Origin of the sequence: Blattabacterium cuenoti (assembly GCF_014251995.1) — a bacterium.
Taxonomy (GTDB): Bacteria; Bacteroidota; Bacteroidia; order Flavobacteriales; family Blattabacteriaceae; genus Blattabacterium; species Blattabacterium cuenoti_AE.
Genome location: NZ_CP059205.1, coordinates 483,138 through 501,511, shown reverse-complemented (window position 1 = coordinate 501,511; position 18,374 = coordinate 483,138). Strand labels below are relative to the sequence as shown.

Genomic DNA, 18,374 nt, shown 5'->3' with positions numbered 1-18,374 from the left:
AAATTAGTCTAAAATATTTATTTTATTTATCTTTTGTATAATTTTTTTGAAAAAAAATATTTTTTTTTCAAAAAAATTAGGATTCTTAAGAAAGAAATTTTTAGCAATTGGAAAAACATCTTTTATTAATTTATAATCTTTTATAAGGTTCACAATTCGAAAACAATTTTTTCCACTTTGTTGAGTTCCTATTAAGTTTCCTTCACCACGTAACTTTAAATCCTCTTTGGATATTTCTAGTCCTTTATTAGTCTCACACATTTTTTTAATTCGAAAGATTCCATCTATACTGATGTTTGTATCAGTAATAAGAATACAATAACTTTGATGAATCCCTCTTCCCACTCTTCCTCTTAATTGATGTAATTGAGATAACCCAAAAAAATTTGCATTTTCTATTAAAATGACTGATGCATTTGGAACATTAACCCCCACTTCTATAACTGTGGTTGCTATCATAATTTTAGTTTCTCCACGCAAAAATCGGTTCATTTGAATGTTTTTTTCTTGAAAATTCATTTGTCCGTGTAAAATACCAATTTCATTTTTTAAATTTTTAAATTTTTCTTTTACTTCTTTATATCCTTTTATTAAATTCATATTCTCTTCTTTTAAAGAAGTGTTGATAGTGGGATATATAATGTATACTTGTCTCCCATTTGAAATTTGGTTTTTTATTATTTCAAAAGCTTTATCTCTATTTTTATTCCAAAAATGAATAGTTTTAACAGGTTTTCTACCTAAAGGCAATTTTTTTATAATAGAAATATTTAAATCATGATAAATAACTTTAGCTAAAGTCCTAGGAATAGGTGTAGCTGTCATAATTAATATATGAGGAAATTTTTCTTTTTTTTTCCAAATCTTATCTCTTTGTTCAACTCCAAATCTTTGTTCTTCATCTATTATTGCTAATCCCAAATTTTTAAATTTAACTTTTTCTTGAATTAGAGCATGCGTACCTATTAAAATTGAAATTTTTCCTGCGAATATTTTATGATAAATTTCTTTTCGTATAGAATTAGACGTAGAACTTGTTAATAATGCTATCTTAATTCCAATCTCTGAAAACATTTCCTTAATAAAAGAATAATGTTGAATAGCTAAAACTTCAGTAGGAGCCATTAAACAAGATTGGAATCCATTATCCAATGCAATTAGCATTGATAATATAGCTATTATAGTTTTTCCACATCCTACTTCTCCTTGCAACAATCTATTCATTTGAATAGGTTTTTTTAAGTCATTCCATATTTCTTTAAGAACTTTTTTTTGTTCTTCTGTTAAAGTAAAAGGCAAAAAATATTTATAAAATGTATGGAAATTTTTTCCTATTTTTATAAACGGATGACTGTATGTTATTTTTTTTTTCGACAAAAAAAACAACTTTAATAAAAATAATTCTTCAAATTTTAAAGAATATTGTGCTTGAAATAAATTTTCTAAAGATTCTGGAAAATGAATTTGAACTAAAGCTTTTTTTCTAGACATTAATTTTTTTTCAAGAAATTCTTGAAAAAAAAATTCTTTTATAGAATTTTTTGATTCTTCTATCAGATTTTTTAATAGATTAATCATAAAAGAATTATTAATTCCTTTTTTTTTTAGATTATTTGGAATGGAATAAATTGGAGATATGGATATAGAATAATAATTTTTTTCCGAAAATTGTATATTTGGATGAACGATTTGTTTTTTTTTTTGAAAGCATTGAACTTTTCCTGAAACTATTATAATTTTGTTTTTATCTATTTTTCTTAAAAATTTTGGCTTTTGAAACCACACTAACTCAATAAATCCAGTTTTATCCGTTAAATAAGATATCCATATTTTTCCTTTTTTATAATTTATCTCTTTTGTATTTGTTATTTTTCCGGATATTTGAACAAAGTTATTATTATTCTTTTTTGTTAATAATTCTGATATATTCTTTATAATAGAAAAATGAATATATCCTCTTGGATAAAAGAATAATAAATCCTCGTATGTATGAAGTTTTAATTCATTATTAAATAAATAAGCTTTTTTTAAACTTAATCCCTTTAAATGTTCTATAGGCTTTTTGAAAATGTTGTAGGACATACTTTAATAGAATAGATTAAGATCTTTATACATAATAAAAAATACTTAATTTTGTTAATTTAACAAGGACATTTAGCTCAGTAGGTTTAGAGCACTACTTTGACAGAGTAGAGGTCGTCGGTTCAAATCCGATAATGTCCACAAAATAAATATTAATAATTTCAAAAAAAAATTAACACTTAATTTTTGGCTTATGGTTTTAATTACTATAGTTAGAGAAGGAGAATCAATTGAAAAAGCTTTGAAAAAATGTAAAAAAAAGTTTGATAAAACTCGAATTTTAAAAGAATTTAGGGAAAGACAACAATATATAAAACCTTCTGAAGGTAGAAGAAATGAAATATTAAAAGCAAAATACAGAGAACGTATGAAACTAAAAAAAGAATATTAATTTTCTATACTTAGAATAGTATATAGTGTTAAGCATTAATACTATCTATGAATTAGTCTTGGTGAGTAGTGTGAGTAGTGATTGAATAATAAATATATATTTATATATTTATATTAATTATAAGAATGCTGTTTTTTAATTCTTGAGGATAATTATGTTATGAAAAAAATAGGAAATTATAAATTTTTATTTGGATTAATTGGAAGGAATATAAGTTATTCTTTTTCCAGAAATTTTTTTTTAGAGAAATTTAAAAAAGAATCTATATTTCATGCAGATTATAAAATTTTTGACATACCGAAAATAGAAAATGTTTCATTTCTATTTAAAAATCCCTTATTAAGGGGATGTAATATAACTATTCCTTATAAAACAAGTATTATTCCTTTTCTAACAAAAGTCGTTGCAGAAGCAAAATCTACAAAATCTGTTAATGTTATAAAAATTAACAAAAATGGATGTAAAGTTGGATATAATACAGATGTGTTAGGTTTTGAACTATCTTTTAAAAAAGATATTGTTAAGTTTCCTTTTAAAGATTTAAAAGCATTAATTTTAGGTACTGGAGGAGTTTCTAAAACAGTTTCATTTGTTTTAGACAAATTGAAAATTCCATACAAATATGTTTCTAGAACTAGAAATAATAAATTTCTATCCTATGAAGATATTAATGAAAATTTATTGGAAGAATATAAAATTGTTATTAACTGTACTCCTTTAGGAACATTTCCTAATAATTCTTACCCTTTGTTACCTTATCAACATGTTTCTTCAAAACATTATTTTTATGATTTAGTTTATAATCCAAGTAAAACTTTATTTTTGAAAAAAGCAGAAAAGAAAGGGGCGAGGATTAAAAATGGATTAGAAATGTTTTATCTTCAAGCAGAAGAGTCTTGGAAAATATGGAATTCATAAAATTTAATGAAGAATAAAGAAATTTTTATGAAAAGAGCTATTCAATTGGCTAAAAATGGGTTGGGAATGACATCTCCAAATCCTATGGTTGGATGTGTAATAGAAAAAAATGGAATAATTCTTTCGGAAGGATGGCACTATAAAAAAGGAATGAATCATGCAGAAGTAAACGCTATCAATGGAGTGAAAAATAAAGATCTATTTTTGGATTCAACTCTTTATGTAACATTAGAGCCATGTGTTCATTTAGGAATGACCCCACCTTGTGTTGATTTGATAATTAAAAAGAATATACCAAGAGTAGTTATAGGAACACAGGATACATGTGATAAAGTTAGAGGGCTAGGGATCCTAAAATTAAAAGAGTCTGGTATAGAGGTTATAGAAAACGTTTTAGAAAATGAATGTCGTATTTTAAATAAACGTTTTTTCACTTTTCATGAAAAAAATCGGCCTTACATTATTTTAAAATGGGCTCAAAGTTATGATGGTTTTATAGATTCAAAAAACAATAAAAAATTTTGGATCAGTGGTAAATATTCCAGACAATTTAGTCACAAATGGAGAGCGGAAGAAGACAGCATTTTAGTAGGGAAAAAAACTGTTTTAAATGATAATCCAAAATTAAACGCAAGAAAATGGTTTGGAAATAATCCCATTAGAATTTTTATCGATAGAAAACTAAAAGTACCTTCTTACTATTTTATTTTAGACGGGTCACAAAAAACAATTGTTTTTACAGAAGAAAAAAAAAAAAAGAAAAGAATATAGAATATGTTCAAATTATTTTTAATGAAAAAATAATCAATAATATATTGAATTTTTTATACAAAAAAAAGATATTATCTTTAATAATAGAAGGAGGGAAAAAAACTTTAGAAAGTTTTATCAAAAATAATATATGGGATGAATGTAGGATTTTCATATGCGATGTTGTATTAAAAAATGGATTAAAAGCCCCTAAAATAGGGGGAAAAATTATGAAAAAAATAAGTATAGGAAAAGATTATCTTTTTATAAAAAGGAATTTTTGATCAAAATTTATCAATTCAAAAATCGAATTGTATCAATTCCATCTGAATATTCTTCTAATTTTGGATATTGTGTTTTTCCAAAGCATATTTCTTCTTTTAAAAAATTTTTAGATACTACACATTGTATGTGTTGATTATTGTTTTTAATAATCCTTCTTAATTGATTTAAATTATTGTAAAATTCATAATATACCACAGATATTGGACTATGAAAATTTTTTTCTTCTTTGAAAAGAAGAAAATTATTTTTGTGAAAAGGAATTTTTTGCATAATGTAAATAGATAAATAATACTTATAATTGTTTATATATTTATAATTTTTCATTATATATTTAGAAATATATGATTTTTCTAAGATTAAATTAATATCATAGTTATGAGGGATAAATATTTTTCCTACATTTCTGCAACCTTTTCCAGAATAAGTAAGTATATCCTTATTTAGATTAAATAGTTCTTCTTCACTTTCGTTTCCTTGTAAAACTGCAATGGAAGTTTTTCCTTTTCTAAGTAATAGAGGAAATTTCCTAAAATAATATTCAAAATAACGAGCTGTATTATTATTTCCACTAGCTATAACATAATCGAATTCTTCTTGGAAGATATTTTTTGTAAACTTTATTTTATTTCTTAAACTTGGTTTTTTGTAAATTAATACTTTGCATAAAAAAGGAATCAATAAGTTATCTTCTTCAGATAGTTTAATTATGATTTTATGTCCTGATATTAGAACACATAGTAAGTCATGAAATCCTACCATTGGTATATTTCCAGCCATAATAACAAGAACTTTCATAGATTTTCTATTCATTTTTAATGAATATTTATTAATCCAATATTCTAATTTTTCTTTTTTTAAAGAGTTTCCCCATTGATTAATAGTTATTAATAAATCTTCTTCTCTAAACCAACTATTTGTAAGTGTTATTTTTTTAACGATTTTTTTTAGATTAGAAAAAATTATTTTATAATCTTTAGAAATATATTTATTTTTATTATGTTTGTTATAATATGTTTGAAATGTTCTTAAAAAGGAACCTAATTCATCAAAAATTTTAATCATTATCTCTAATTTATAATATGTCCATAAAAATTACAAAAGAATGTATTAATTGTGGAGCTTGTGAGCCTGAGTGTCCTAATAATGCGATTTATGAAGGAAATAAAAAATGGAAAATGTCAGATGGAACTTCCTTTTTGAAAAGAAAAGAAAAAGAAAGTGGTTCAAATTTGATTGTGGATCATGAACATGAGCCAAAAGAAAAGGATATTTATTTTATTGTTTCAGAAAAATGTACAGAATGTGTAGGGTTTTATGATCAACCACAATGTGTTCTAATATGTCCAGTCGGTTGTTGTATTCCAGATAAAGAACATATAGAAACTAAACAACAATTGATTAATAAAAAAAACTTTTTACATCATTTTTGATTATGTCAATTTTAATAGGTTAAAATTGAATATAAAGTATTTTTTGAATAAAAATCATCATTAATTTAATTAATTATGAATTATGATTGGAAAACTTTTTTAAAGGAAGAATACAAAAAACCTTATTTTATAAAGCTAATGAAATCAGTTCGAATTGAATATGAAAATTTTATTTGTTTTCCAAAAAAAGAAAATATATTCTCTTCTTTAAAGTATTGTTCTTTCCAAAAATTAAAAGTTGTCCTTTTAGGACAAGATCCTTATTATAGAGATCATCAAGCTGATGGCCTTTGTTTTTCTGTTAAAAATGGAACTCCTTTCCCACCTTCATTAAAAAATATATTTATAGAAATAAATAATTGTTTTAATAAATCACTTCTTCACAGAAAAAGTGGATGTTTAATTCCTTGGGCTAAACAAGGAGTTTTGTTATTAAATTCTATACTAACAGTTAGAAAAGGAATTCCAGGATCTCATAAAAATATAGGATGGGAATATTTTACAGATAAGATTATAAAAACTATTTCCAATAAAAAAAAAATATTGTTTTTCTCTTATGGGGAAATTATGCAAAGAAAAAAATGTTTTTAATTAACTCTTTCAACAATCATTATATTTTAACAACTTCTCATCCGTCCCCTTTTTCTGCTCATCTTGGTTTTTTTGGGTCTAAACATTTTTTAAAAACTAATGATTTTTTAAATAAAAAAGGAATATCTCCTATTATTTGGTAAAATAAAATTTATATTTTACATATGTATAGCACGATTTTCGAAGTTTAGTAAAGCTGCTTCTTTAAAAGATTCGCTAAAAGTAGGATGAGGATGGCAAATTCTGTATATATCTTCTGAAGAAGCACGGAATTCCATGGCTACGGATGCTTCCATTATCATATCTGCGGCATGATTTGAAATAATGTGAACTCCTAATATTTCATCTGTTTTTTTATTGGAAATCATTTTTAAAAATCCGTCTGTACATCCACTCGTTATAGCTCTTCCTAAGGATTTCATAGGAAAAATTCCTATATTATATTTTATTCCTTTTTCTTTAATTTGATTTTCTGTGTAGCCTATACTAGCTACTTCAGGATATGTATAAATTATTGACGGAATTAAATTGTAATTTAGTTTATTAGGTTTTTGACCAACTATGTTTTCTACTACATATAATCCTTCATCTTCTGCTTTATGTGCTAACATTTTTCCTCCTATAACATCTCCAATTGCGTATATATTTTTTACTACACTTTGCAAAGAATCATTTACCGGTATAAATCCTTTTTCATTTTTTATTATTCCTATGTTTTCCAATTTTAGATTTTTTGTATATGGAATTCTACCTATTGATACCAAACAGTAGTCTCCGGTAAATTTCATTACTTTTCCATTTTTACATTTCGTAAATACCGATATTTCAGTATTTTTTTCTTCAATATTATTAATAGATAAAGAAGTTTCGATTCTTATTGAAGATTTTTCCAATATTTTTCTAATTCCTATACTTAAGGAATTATCCATATTTGATACAATTTGGTCCATAAATTCTATAATAGTCACTTTACTTCCCAGTCTATTTAAAAAAGTACCTAATTCTAATCCAATAATACCTCCACCAATGATTATTATTTTTTTAGGTATCTCTTTTAAAGAGAGAAGTTCTGTAGAAGAAATAATTCTATTTCTAAAATTTAAATTAGGTAAACATAGAGGTTTTGATCCTGTGGATATTATACAATATTTAAATTGTATGTTTTGTTTTGTTTTTAATGATATTCTTTCTTTTATAGAAATGATATCCTTTGTTTTAAAGGATCCAATTCCTTCATATAAATCAATTTTATTTTTTTTCATTAAATATTTTATTCCATTATTAATATTTTTGATTATATCATTTTTTCTTTCCATTATTTTCTGAAAATTAAAAAATAATTTTTCAAAGAATATTCCATGCTCAGAATAATTATTTTTAGCTAATGAGAAATATTTAGAAGAATCTAAAAGAGATTTAGAAGGAATACATCCAACATTTAAACATGTTCCTCCTAATTTCTTATATTTTTCTATGATTGCAGTTTTAAGCCCTAATTGACTCGCTCTGATGGCGGAAATATACCCACCTGGTCCAGATCCAATAATAACAAGATCGTATTTTTTTTGTATATATTGATTCATAATTATGTTTGTTTTATGAATTTAAATTTTATAGCAGCATATATCACTATATAATAACATAATGATATAATTATCTAATATTTACCATTTACATATTTAGTACATATGCAAAAATAAGTGGAGCAACTATTGTTGCATCTGATTCTATAATGAATTTTGGAGTATTTTTATCTAGTTTTCCCCAACTTATTTTTTCATTTGGAATAGCTCCTGAATAAGATCCATAACTTGTGGTGGAATCTGATATTTGGCAAAAATAAGACCAAAAAGGAGTAGAAAAAAATCCTATATCTTGAGATAACATAGGAACTACGCAAATAGGAAAATCTCCAGATATTCCTCCTCCAATTTGAAAAAATCCTATTTTGTGATTCATCGATTCTTTCTGATACCATTTAGCCAAATACATCATGTATTCAATTCCATTTTTTACAAGAAAAGTTTGAAATATGTTTTTCATGCAATATGAAGCAAAAATATTTCCTATAGCACTATCTTCCCATCCTGGAACTACTATTGGTAAATTTTTTTTTGCAGCAGCTAATACCCAACTTTCTTCTGGATTAATATTATAATATGGTTTTAAAATATTTTCTAATAACAGTTGATAGATATATTCATGAGGAAAATAACGTTTGGACTCTTTTTTTGCTTTATCCCATACTTGAAAAATACATTTTTGTAATTTTCTAAAAGCTTCTTTATCCGGAATACAAGTATCTGTTACCCTATAATAACCTTGTTTTAAAAAATTTTTTTCGTGATCTGGAGTTAAATCTCTATAATTAGAAACTTTTTTATAATAAGAGTGAGCTATTAAGTTTAATATATCTTCTTCTAAATTAGCTCCAGTACAAGAAATAATGTGAATTTGATCTTTTCGGATCATTTCAGCTAATAATTTTCCTAATTCAGCAGTACTCATAGCTCCTGCTAAAGTAATCATCATTTTTCCATTATTTTTAATATGATTTTTATATGCTTTTGCAGATTCTGACAAAGTTAAAGCATTAAAATGAAGAAAATATTTTTCAATAAAAGAGGTAATCAAAGATTCTTTCATAATTTTATTTTTTTTATCTAGCAATTTGAACAGCTCTAGTTTCTCTAATCACTGTTACTTTTATTTGACCAGGATAAGTCATTTCATTTTTTATTTTTTCTGTTATTTCACAAGATAATTGAAAAGCTTTTTTATCATCTATTTTATCGCTTTCTACTAAAACACGTAATTCTCTTCCAGCTTGTATTGCAAATGCTTTATTTACTCCATTAAAGCTCAATGCGATATCTTCTAAATTTTTTAATCTTTTTGAGTATGATTCAAAAGAATTTCTTCTTGCCCCTGGACGAGCTCCACTAATCGAATCCGAAATTTGTACAATAGGAGATATTAGAACCTTCATTTCAATTTCGTCATGGTGTGATCCTATAGCATTACAAACTTCTATATTTTCTCCATATTTTTCTGCCCATTGCATTCCTAAAACAGCGTGAGGTAGTTCTGATTCACTTTCAGGAACTTTTCCTATATCGTGCAAAAATCCTGCACGTTTTGCTAATTTTGCATTTAATCCTAATTCAGAAGCTAATATTCCTGATAAATGTGCTACTTCTCTAGAATGTTGTAATAAATTTTGTCCATAAGAAGAACGATATTTCATTCTTCCTACCATCCTAATTAATTCTGGGTGAATTCCATGGATTCCTAGATCAATTATATTTTTTTTCCCTATCTCAATTATTTCTTCTTCTATTTGTTTTTCTGTTTTTTCTACTATTTCTTCAATCCTTGCAGGATGTATACGACCATCAATTATCAATTTATGAAGAGAAAGTCTAGCGACTTCTCTTCGTATGGGGTTAAAACAAGATAAAAGAATAGCTTCTGGAGTATCATCTACAATAATTTCTACTCCAGTTGCTTTTTCTAAAGCTCTTATATTTCTTCCTTCTCTTCCAATAATACGTCCCTTTACATCATCTGATTCTATATTAAAAACAGATACAGCATTCTCCATCGCTTGTTCTGTTCCTATTCTTTGAATAGCTTGAATAACGATTTTTTTCGCTTCCATTTTTGCAGTTAAATGTGATTCTTCTATTATACTTTGTATATAAGATTGAGCTTTTGTTTTTGCTTCATTTTTAAGAATTTCGATTAATTCATTCTTAGCTTCTTCGGAAGAGTAGTTAGATATCTTCTCAAGCAATTCTATTTTTTTTACATGAAGATTTCTAAATTCTTCTTGTTTCTTTTTAAGAATTTTATATTTATTTTCATAGTCATGGATTTGAATTTCTAAACGATTGTTTCTTTTAAAGTATATTTCTATTTCTTTAGATAATCTATTTTCTTTTTCTCTTGTTTTGTTTTCTGTATCAATAATTTTTCTTTCTCTAAGGTTAATATCTTTTTCATGTATTGATTTAAGTTCTATAAATTTTTCTTTTGCCTGAAGCATCTTCTTTTTTTTTATGGATTCTCCTTCTTTTTCTGCATTTTTTATAATTTTTTTAGCCTGAAAATTTGCTTTCTCTAATAATTGAATATATTTCCTTAAAATGGTTTTTCTACCAAAAAAATAAGATGTGATAATTCCAATTAAGAACCCCATGAGTACCGAAAATCCAACATTTATTTTCATAATATTTACTCAATTTAAATAAAAATAAAATAGACATTTTAATAACATTTTTATTTTTTAAAACAAAAAAATACTTAATAGAAAGTCTGAAATTTTTAAAAAAATTTTAATCTCAAAGAGAATATTCTTATATATGTTTAGGATTATCAAAGTTATTAAATATACAATATTAAAGATGAGACTTTTAAAAAGTAAATTTTTAATAAACAGAATTTGAATGCATTATGTATTTTCGTAATATGATAATTTGAATTTTTTTTTGAAAATGAAAAGAGCATATTTAGATAATGCCGCTACAACTCCTATAAGAAAAGAAGTTATTAAAGTTATGAAAAATACATTAAAATATTCATTTGGAAATCCATCCTCTATACATCACAGTTATGGAAGAGAGGCTCGTTCTATAATAGAAGAATCTAGAATTCGTATAGCAAAAAATATAATGGCTTCTCCTAATGAAATCATTTTTACTTCTGGAGGTACTGAAGCTAATAATCTTGTATTAAGATCTTCTATATTAAATTTAGGAATTCAATGTATTATAACTTCTCAATTAGAACATTATTCTGTTTTAAAGACTGTTTTAGATATTTCCCAAAAACATAAAACATGTGTTAGTTTTATTAAAATTAAAGAAAAAGGAGTAATTGATTTTAATTATATGGAAGATATTTTAAAAAAAAATTTTCCTAAAAGAGTACTTGTAAGTTTAATGTATGCGAACAATGAAATTGGAAATTTATTAGAGGTGGATAAAGTTTTTTTTTTATGTAAAAAATATAATGCTTATTTTCATTCAGATACAATTCAAATGATTGGTAATATTCCTATTAATATGGATAAATTACCTTTTGATTTTGTAACGGCAAGTGCTCATAAATTTTATGGTCCAAAAGGAATAGGATTTGTTTTTATAAGGAATTACCTTATAAAAAAGATGAGAAGTGTAATAATAACAGGAGGATCCCAAGAACATGGAATTCGTTCTGGAACAGAAAATGTTCATGGAATAGCAGGTCTTTCAGAAGCTTTACAGTTTTCTTATTCCAATTTTTCCAACCATATAGAAAAAATAAAAAAATTAAAACTTTATTGCATTTCACAATTAAATAGTGTTATTCCAAATGTTTTTTTTAATGGATTATCATCTGATATTAAAAAAAGCATTCCTTCTATATTAAATTTCTTATTTCCAATAAAAAAAAAAAATTATTTATTATATTTTCATTTTGATTTAATGGGAGTAGCTATTTCTCATGGTAGTTCTTGTAATAATGATGCAAAAAAAGTATCTCATGTAATTGATGCTATAACAAATAAAAATATATTAAGTCGAACAATGCCTATTAGAATTTCTTTTGGAATTTTTAATGAAAAAAAAGATATAGATTTATTGATTAAAGTTGTGAAAAAAATTAAAGGAAAGAAATTATTATAGTTATAGTTTGAAATATCTTAATTATATTTACTAGACTTACTAGTATAATCAAGTTTTTATTATTTTAGTGAACCAATATAATTTTTTTCAATCTTCCATCGGTAAAAAAGTAGTTATGGCAACTACTGGTATATTTCTTATGATTTTTTTGCTCTTACATTTAAGTGTTAATCTTTTTCTTTTTTTAGGGGAAAAACCTTTTAATAATGCTGTTTTTTTCATGAGAAATAACTTCTTTATTCGTATAATGGAATATGTTCTTTTTACAGGATTTTTAATTCATATGGTGTTTGGAATTAAATTACATTTACAAAATAAAAAAAAGATGGAAGGAGTAAATTATGTTATAAATTCTTGTCATAAGACCACTTTATTTAGTAGTAGGACTATGATATATACAGGGATTTTGATCTTATGTTTTTTGATTTTGCATCTTATGAATTTTATGATTCCTATGAAATATTATCATCAACATTTAAATTCGGATTATAATATAGTTATTTCTTTATTTAAAAATCCTTTCTATACGCTCATATATATATTTTCTTTTTTTATTTTAGGAATTCATTTAAGTCATGGATTTCAATCTTCTTTCCAATCCCTAGGATTATCTAATAAGAATAGATTAATTTGGATACAGAGATTTGGTTATTTTTATTTCTGGATTATTTGCTTTGGATTTTCTATTATTGCTATCTGGTTTTTTTTTAGTAATAACTAATGTTTTATTTAATGAGTCATAATTATTTAAAATTAAATTCAAAAATTCCGCAAGGGTCTATCAAAGATAAATGGGAAAATTATAAATCTACTTTAAAATTAGTTTCTCCTAATAATAGATCTAATATAGAGATTATCGTTGTTGGAACAGGATTATCTGGTGGTTCTGCTTGTGCTTCTTTATCTGAACTTGGATATAATGTTAAAGCCTTTTGTTACCAAGATTCTCCTAGAAGAGCGCATTCTGTAGCAGCACAAGGAGGAATTAATGCTTCTAAAAATTATAAAGGAGATAATGATTCCGTTTATCAACTTTTTTATGATACAATTAAAGGCGGAGATTATAGATCTAGAGAAGCTAATGTTTATCGATTATCAGAGATTTCTTCCAATATTATTGATCAATGTGTTGCTCAAGGAGTTCCATTCGCTCGTGATTATGCTGGATATTTAGAAACTAGGTCTTTTGGAGGAACAAAAGTTTCCAGAACTTTTTATGCTAAAGGACAAACAGGACAACAACTTTTATTATCTTGTTATTCTGCTATGTCCAGACAAATAGGTAAAGGTCGGATAAAAATGTATAACCGTCATGAAATGCTTGATTTAGTGGTTATAGAAGGTGTAGCTAGAGGCATTATTGCTAGAAATTTGATTTCGGGAGAGATAGAAAGACATGCGGCACATGCTGTAATAATAGCATCAGGAGGTTATGGAAATGTATTTTTTTTATCTACTAATGCTATGGGATCAAATGCAAGTGCTATATGGAAAGTTCATAATAAAGGAGGATTCTTTGCTAATCCTTGTTTTACTCAAATACATCCTACATGTATTCCTTTACAAGGAGATTATCAATCTAAATTAACATTGATGTCTGAATCATTAAGAAATGATGGAAGAATATGGGTACCTAAAAAATTAGAAGATGCTTTTCTTATACGTAAGGAAACAAAAAAACCTGAAGAGATTAATGATGAAGATAGAGATTTTTATTTAGAAAGACGTTATCCTTCATTTGGAAACCTCGTTCCAAGAGATGTAGCTTCTAGAGCAGCAAAGGAACGTTGCGATAAAGGATTTGGAATAGAAAATAATGAAACGAAAGAAGGTGTATTTTTAGATTTTTCTTCTGCTATATATAAATATGGACAAGAAAAAGCAAATGAAATTGGAATTAAAAAATATAATGATATAGATATTGTTAATCTAGGAGAAAAAATAATGGAATCTAAATATGGAAATTTATTTCATATGTATGAAAAAATAACTAATAAAAATCCTTATAAAACTCCTATGAAAATTTATCCAGCAGTTCATTATACTATGGGAGGATTATGGGTTGATTATAACTTAATGTCTTCTATACCTGGATGTTATGTAATAGGAGAAGCCAATTTTTCTGATCACGGAGCTAATAGACTTGGTGCTTCTGCATTAATGCAAGGATTAGCTGATGGATATTTTATTTTGCCATATACCATTCCTGATTATTTATCTAGATATGTAAAAGATCCAAAAAAAATATCTATAACTCATGAAGAGTTTGAAAAATCAGAAATAAATGTAAAAAATAGAATAAAAAAATTTTTTGTAAATAAAGGGAAAATTCCTGTTGATTTTTTTCATAAAAAATTAGGAAGTATCATGTGGGAATATGTAGGAATGAGTAGAAACCACGTTAAATTATCTAAAGCTATAAAAAAAATACAAGAACTTCGTAATAATTTTTGGGAAAATGTTTTTGTACCTGGAAAAATTGAAGATGGATTAAATTATGAATTGGAAAAGGCTGGACGTGTTGCAGACTTTCTAGAATTAGGAGAGCTAATGGCTATGGATGCTTTACAAAGAAAAGAATCTTGTGGAAGTCATTTTAGAGAAGAATATCAAACTGAAGAAGGAGAGACACTTCGAGACGATGTTAATTATAAGTATGTATCTGTATGGGAAAAAGAAGAAAATAAATCTATTTCTGATGAAATTATGCATAAAGAAAATTTAAATTTTACTTTTGTTAAAGTACAATCACGATCTTATAAATAAATTAATATAAATAATAATGGGAAAGTTATTGAGTTTAAAATTGAAAATATGGAGACAAAGAAACAACAAAGAAAAAGGTTTTTTTAAAACTTATCATGTCAATAATATATCTCCTAATAGTTCTTTTTTAGAAACATTGGATTTTTTAAATAATCAAATTATATGTAATGAGATTAAAAAAGAATCTTCTCCTATAGCTTTTGATCATGATTGTCGTGAAGGTATTTGTGGAATGTGTTCTCTATATATAAATGGAAGACCTCATGGACCCGATAACTTAATTACTACCTGTCAACTGCACATGCGTAATTTTCGAGATGGTGAAACTATATATGTTGAACCTTGGAGAGCAAAACCTTTTCCTATAATTAAAGATCTTATTGTAGATAGATCTTCTTTCGATAGAATTATGATATCAGGAGGTTATATTTCCGTAAATACATCAGGAAATCCGATAGATGGAAATATGATTCCTATATCAAAAGATATAGCGGATAAAGCTTTTGATGCTTCTATATGTATTGGTTGTGGAGCTTGTGTCGTCGCATGTAAGAATAGATCGGCAATGTTATTTGTTTCTGCGAAAGTTTCCCAATTTTCTTTATTGCCTCAAGGAAAAATAGAAAGGAAAAGAAGAGTATTGAATATGGTAAATAAAATGGATGAAGAAGGTTTCGGTTCTTGTACCAATACAAAAGCTTGTGAAGCAGAATGTCCAAAAGGGATATCTACAGAATATATTTCTTTTATGAATAAAGAATATATTCGTTCATTTACTATTTAGTAATACAAAAGATAGTAAATAAATATGGAATATTTAGATTTCGAAAAAGAAATACAAGAAATTAAAAATCAATATCTTAATTGTCTTTCCATAGAAGAGAAAAGTGGAGTAAATATGAGAGAAGTCTGTATTCAATTAAAATCAAAATTGGAAAGAACAATTAAAAAATTACATGGTAATTTAACTCCTTGGCAAAGGGTTCAATTATCTAGACATCCAAATAGACCTTATACTTTAGATTATATACTTTCTATAACAAAAAAAGATTCTTTTGTAGAATTACATGGGGATCGTTTTTTTGGAGATGATAAAGCTATAGTAGGAGGATTTGGAAAAATAGAAGATAATACTTTTATGTTGATAGGAACACAAAAAGGAAGAAATACTAAAGAAAGACAATATAGAAGATTTGGAATGCCTAATCCAGAAGGGTATAGAAAAGCTTTACGTCTAATGAAATTAGCAGAAAAATTTCATAAACCTATTGTTACTTTTATTGATACACCAGGTGCTTTTCCTGGAATTGAAGCGGAAATGAGAGGACAAGGGGAAGCTATTGGAAAAAATATTTATGAAATGATGTGTTTAACAGTTCCTATAATTGTTTTGATTATAGGAGAAGGAGCTAGCGGAGGTGCATTGGGTATTGGAATAGGAGACATAATATCTATGATGGAAAATTCGTGGTTTTCCGTTATTTCTCCAGAAAGTTGTTCTACAATACTTTGGGGAAAATGGGATAAAAAAGAAAAATCAGCAGAAGCATTGAAATTAACTGCGGAAGATATGTATAAATTTAATCTTATAGATGAGATTATTAAAGAACCTTTAGGGGGGGCTCATTTTTCTCCAAAAAAAACTTACAAAATAATAAAAAAACAAATTTTAAAGTATCATAAACAATTATCCCTTTATGATATGAAAACTCTTATTAAAAAGAGAAAGAATAAGTATATATCTATAGGATGTTTTAATGAACAGTAACAAATAATTAATTGTTTGTTTTTTTTATTAAAATAATCAACTACTATTTAGTTATTACATACACAACAATATTAACTATCTTGTCTAAGATAGAAACAGTATAATTTTCACTATCATATAGTTAATATCATATAAATTATGATGTTTTATTTTTAATTTAATAAAAATGATTTTATGAGTAATATGAATTGGATTAATCAAGAAAAAGAAGGAAATAATTCTTTTTATAAAAAAGGAAAAATTCCTCCTCAAGCATTAGATTTAGAAGAAGCTATTATAGGAGCCATCATGATAGACAGAAGAGGAGTTGATGAGATCATTGATATTCTTTTTCCTGAAATTTTTTATAAAATAGCACATCAAGAAATTTTTAAAGTAATACAGAGATTATATTTTGATTCTAAACCTATTGATTTGTATACTATTTCAAACGAACTTTTAAAAAATGGAAAATTAGAACTTGTAGGAGGAGAATCTTTTTTAATAGAATTAACACAAAAAGTTATTTCTTCTGCTCATATAGAATATCATAGTAGAATTGTTCTTCAAAAATTTCTTTTAAGAAAATTAATTGATATATCTTCTAATATTATTCAAAAATCTTATGAAGAAAGTGCAGATGTTTTTGATATTTTGGATCATGCAGAATCAAAATTTTTTGAAATAAACCAAAAGTATTTGATAACCAAAAAATATGAAACAACTCAATCCTTGATAGCAAAAGCTATTAATAAAATAAAAAAAGTGGAACAAGAAGGTTTAAGTGGAATTCCTTCAGGATTTCATAAAATGGATCAAATAACTTCTGGATGGCAAAATTCTGATTTAATTATATTAGCTTCTAGACCTGGAATGGGGAAAACAACATTTATGTTATCCATGGTAAGGAATATTATTTTAGAACAAAAAATTCCGGTTTTAATTTTTTCATTGGAAATGTCTTCTATTCAATTAATAACAAGATTAATTTCATCAGAAACAGGAATTTCTTCGGAAAAAATAAAAAGAGCTAATTTATCTAATTTAGATTGGAAATGCCTCACTGATAAAACTAAAAAATTAAAAGAAGCTCCTTTATTTATAGATGATAGCCCTTCTTTATCAATATTTGGATTGCGTGCAAAATGTCGTCGTTTTATATCTCATTATGGGGTGAAATTAATATTAATAGATTATCTCCAATTAATGGTAATCAATGATTATGGATATAAATTTCAAAATAGAGAACAAGAAATATCAGTTATTTCTAGAAATTTAAAATCTATAGCTAAAGAACTCGATATTCCTGTTATAGCCTTATCACAACTTTCTAGAGCGGTTGAAACTAGAGGAGGGAGTAAACGTCCTTTATTATCCGATTTACGTGAATCAGGAGCGATAGAACAAGATGCAGACATAGTTTTATTTATTTATAGACCTGAATATTATGGATTTAAAATTTGGGATTCTGATGAAGGTAATGATTCTTGTATTGGACAAGCAGAAATTATAATAGCAAAACATAGAAATGGGGGATTAAATAAATTTCGATTAAAATTTATAAGTGATCAAGCTAAATTTTCTAACTTAGAAGAAAAAAAACATACTTCATTATTTAGTTGGGAAGAGGATTATAAAAATAATTTCATTGATAAAAAAAAATTATCACCTTATGAAGATTTTGATAAAAATTATTCAAAATATGGATCTAATAATAATTTTGATGAAAATCTATTATAGAAAAT

Annotated in this window: 14 protein-coding genes, 1 tRNA gene and 2 pseudogenes; 12 read left to right on the top strand and 5 right to left on the bottom strand. The window is 25.6% G+C overall.

From position 1 onward, the window contains the following. Positions 1-3: 3 nt before the first annotated feature. A complete protein-coding gene (gene recG / locus H0H51_RS02415; protein WP_185876727.1) occupies positions 4-2,082 on the bottom strand; it encodes an ATP-dependent DNA helicase RecG in 2,079 nt (692 codons plus the stop codon). A 66-nt stretch (positions 2,083-2,148) separates the two neighbouring features. Between recG and H0H51_RS02410 the strand changes: the two genes are divergently transcribed. The 4 genes and pseudogenes from H0H51_RS02410 (at position 2,149) to ribD (ending at position 4,425) form a co-directional block, all read left to right on the top strand. Next, positions 2,149-2,223, top strand: a tRNA-Val gene (locus H0H51_RS02410). Positions 2,224-2,275: 52 nt separating this feature from the next. Continuing rightward, positions 2,276-2,473, top strand: a complete 198-nt coding sequence (gene rpsU, locus H0H51_RS02405; RefSeq protein WP_185876726.1) for a 30S ribosomal protein S21 — start codon at positions 2,276-2,278, stop codon at positions 2,471-2,473. A gap of 159 nt (positions 2,474-2,632) precedes the next feature. After that, complete coding sequence (locus H0H51_RS02400; RefSeq protein ID WP_185876725.1) at positions 2,633-3,391, top strand: shikimate dehydrogenase family protein; 759 nt, start codon at positions 2,633-2,635, stop codon at positions 3,389-3,391. Between the two features lie 6 nt (positions 3,392-3,397). After that, positions 3,398-4,425 (top strand): annotated as a pseudogene (gene ribD, locus H0H51_RS02395) (bifunctional diaminohydroxyphosphoribosylaminopyrimidine deaminase/5-amino-6-(5-phosphoribosylamino)uracil reductase RibD). A gap of 10 nt (positions 4,426-4,435) precedes the next feature. On the opposite strand, the gene H0H51_RS02390 reads toward ribD, so the two are convergent. Next, a complete protein-coding gene (locus H0H51_RS02390) occupies positions 4,436-5,488 on the bottom strand; it encodes an acyl-CoA reductase (protein ID WP_185876724.1) in 1,053 nt (350 codons plus the stop codon). Between the two features lie 17 nt (positions 5,489-5,505). Here H0H51_RS02390 and H0H51_RS02385 point away from each other — a divergent pair, with 17 nt between their 5' ends. Together H0H51_RS02385 and H0H51_RS02380 are read left to right on the top strand one after the other, a co-directional pair. Then, on the top strand, positions 5,506-5,856 hold the full coding sequence (locus H0H51_RS02385) for a 4Fe-4S dicluster domain-containing protein (protein WP_185876723.1): 351 nt from the start codon (positions 5,506-5,508) through the stop codon (positions 5,854-5,856). A 75-nt stretch (positions 5,857-5,931) separates the two neighbouring features. Then, positions 5,932-6,590: pseudogene (locus H0H51_RS02380) on the top strand (uracil-DNA glycosylase). A 15-nt stretch (positions 6,591-6,605) separates the two neighbouring features. Here H0H51_RS02380 and lpdA read toward each other — a convergent pair. The 3 genes from lpdA to rny all read right to left on the bottom strand — a co-directional run bounded on the left by lpdA (position 6,606) and on the right by rny (position 10,678). After that, positions 6,606-8,030 carry a dihydrolipoyl dehydrogenase gene (gene lpdA, locus H0H51_RS02375; protein WP_185876722.1) on the bottom strand — a complete coding sequence of 475 codons (1,425 nt, stop codon included), beginning with the start codon at positions 8,028-8,030 and terminating at the stop codon, positions 6,606-6,608. An 88-nt stretch (positions 8,031-8,118) separates the two neighbouring features. Then, positions 8,119-9,093, bottom strand: a complete 975-nt coding sequence (locus H0H51_RS02370) for a deoxyhypusine synthase family protein (RefSeq protein WP_185876721.1) — start codon at positions 9,091-9,093, stop codon at positions 8,119-8,121. A gap of 13 nt (positions 9,094-9,106) precedes the next feature. Next, positions 9,107-10,678, bottom strand: coding sequence for a ribonuclease Y (gene rny / locus H0H51_RS02365; RefSeq protein ID WP_185876720.1), 1,572 nt, complete (start codon positions 10,676-10,678; stop codon positions 9,107-9,109). 265 nt (positions 10,679-10,943) lie between these two features. Between rny and H0H51_RS02360 the strand changes: the two genes are divergently transcribed. The 6 genes from H0H51_RS02360 to dnaB all read left to right on the top strand — a co-directional run bounded on the left by H0H51_RS02360 (position 10,944) and on the right by dnaB (position 18,369). Further along, positions 10,944-12,116 carry a cysteine desulfurase family protein gene (locus tag H0H51_RS02360; RefSeq protein WP_185876719.1) on the top strand — a complete coding sequence of 391 codons (1,173 nt, stop codon included), beginning with the start codon at positions 10,944-10,946 and terminating at the stop codon, positions 12,114-12,116. A gap of 139 nt (positions 12,117-12,255) precedes the next feature. Continuing rightward, entirely contained in the window at positions 12,256-12,837 is a 582-nt protein-coding gene (locus H0H51_RS02355; RefSeq protein ID WP_238784222.1) for a succinate dehydrogenase cytochrome b subunit, read from the top strand. Between the two features lie 11 nt (positions 12,838-12,848). Beyond that, a complete protein-coding gene (locus H0H51_RS02350) occupies positions 12,849-14,882 on the top strand; it encodes a fumarate reductase/succinate dehydrogenase flavoprotein subunit (RefSeq protein WP_185876717.1) in 2,034 nt (677 codons plus the stop codon). A 16-nt stretch (positions 14,883-14,898) separates the two neighbouring features. Then, a complete protein-coding gene (locus H0H51_RS02345) occupies positions 14,899-15,666 on the top strand; it encodes a succinate dehydrogenase/fumarate reductase iron-sulfur subunit (protein WP_185876716.1) in 768 nt (255 codons plus the stop codon). A gap of 24 nt (positions 15,667-15,690) precedes the next feature. Then, positions 15,691-16,650: an acetyl-CoA carboxylase carboxyltransferase subunit alpha gene (locus H0H51_RS02340; RefSeq protein ID WP_185876715.1), complete on the top strand. Its 960-nt coding sequence runs from the start codon at positions 15,691-15,693 to the stop codon at positions 16,648-16,650. Between the two features lie 174 nt (positions 16,651-16,824). Next, the gene (dnaB, locus tag H0H51_RS02335) at positions 16,825-18,369 is read left to right on the top strand and encodes a replicative DNA helicase (RefSeq protein WP_185876714.1); all 1,545 of its coding nucleotides are present in this window, start codon (positions 16,825-16,827) and stop codon (positions 18,367-18,369) included. The last annotated feature ends 5 nt before the right edge of the window (positions 18,370-18,374 follow it).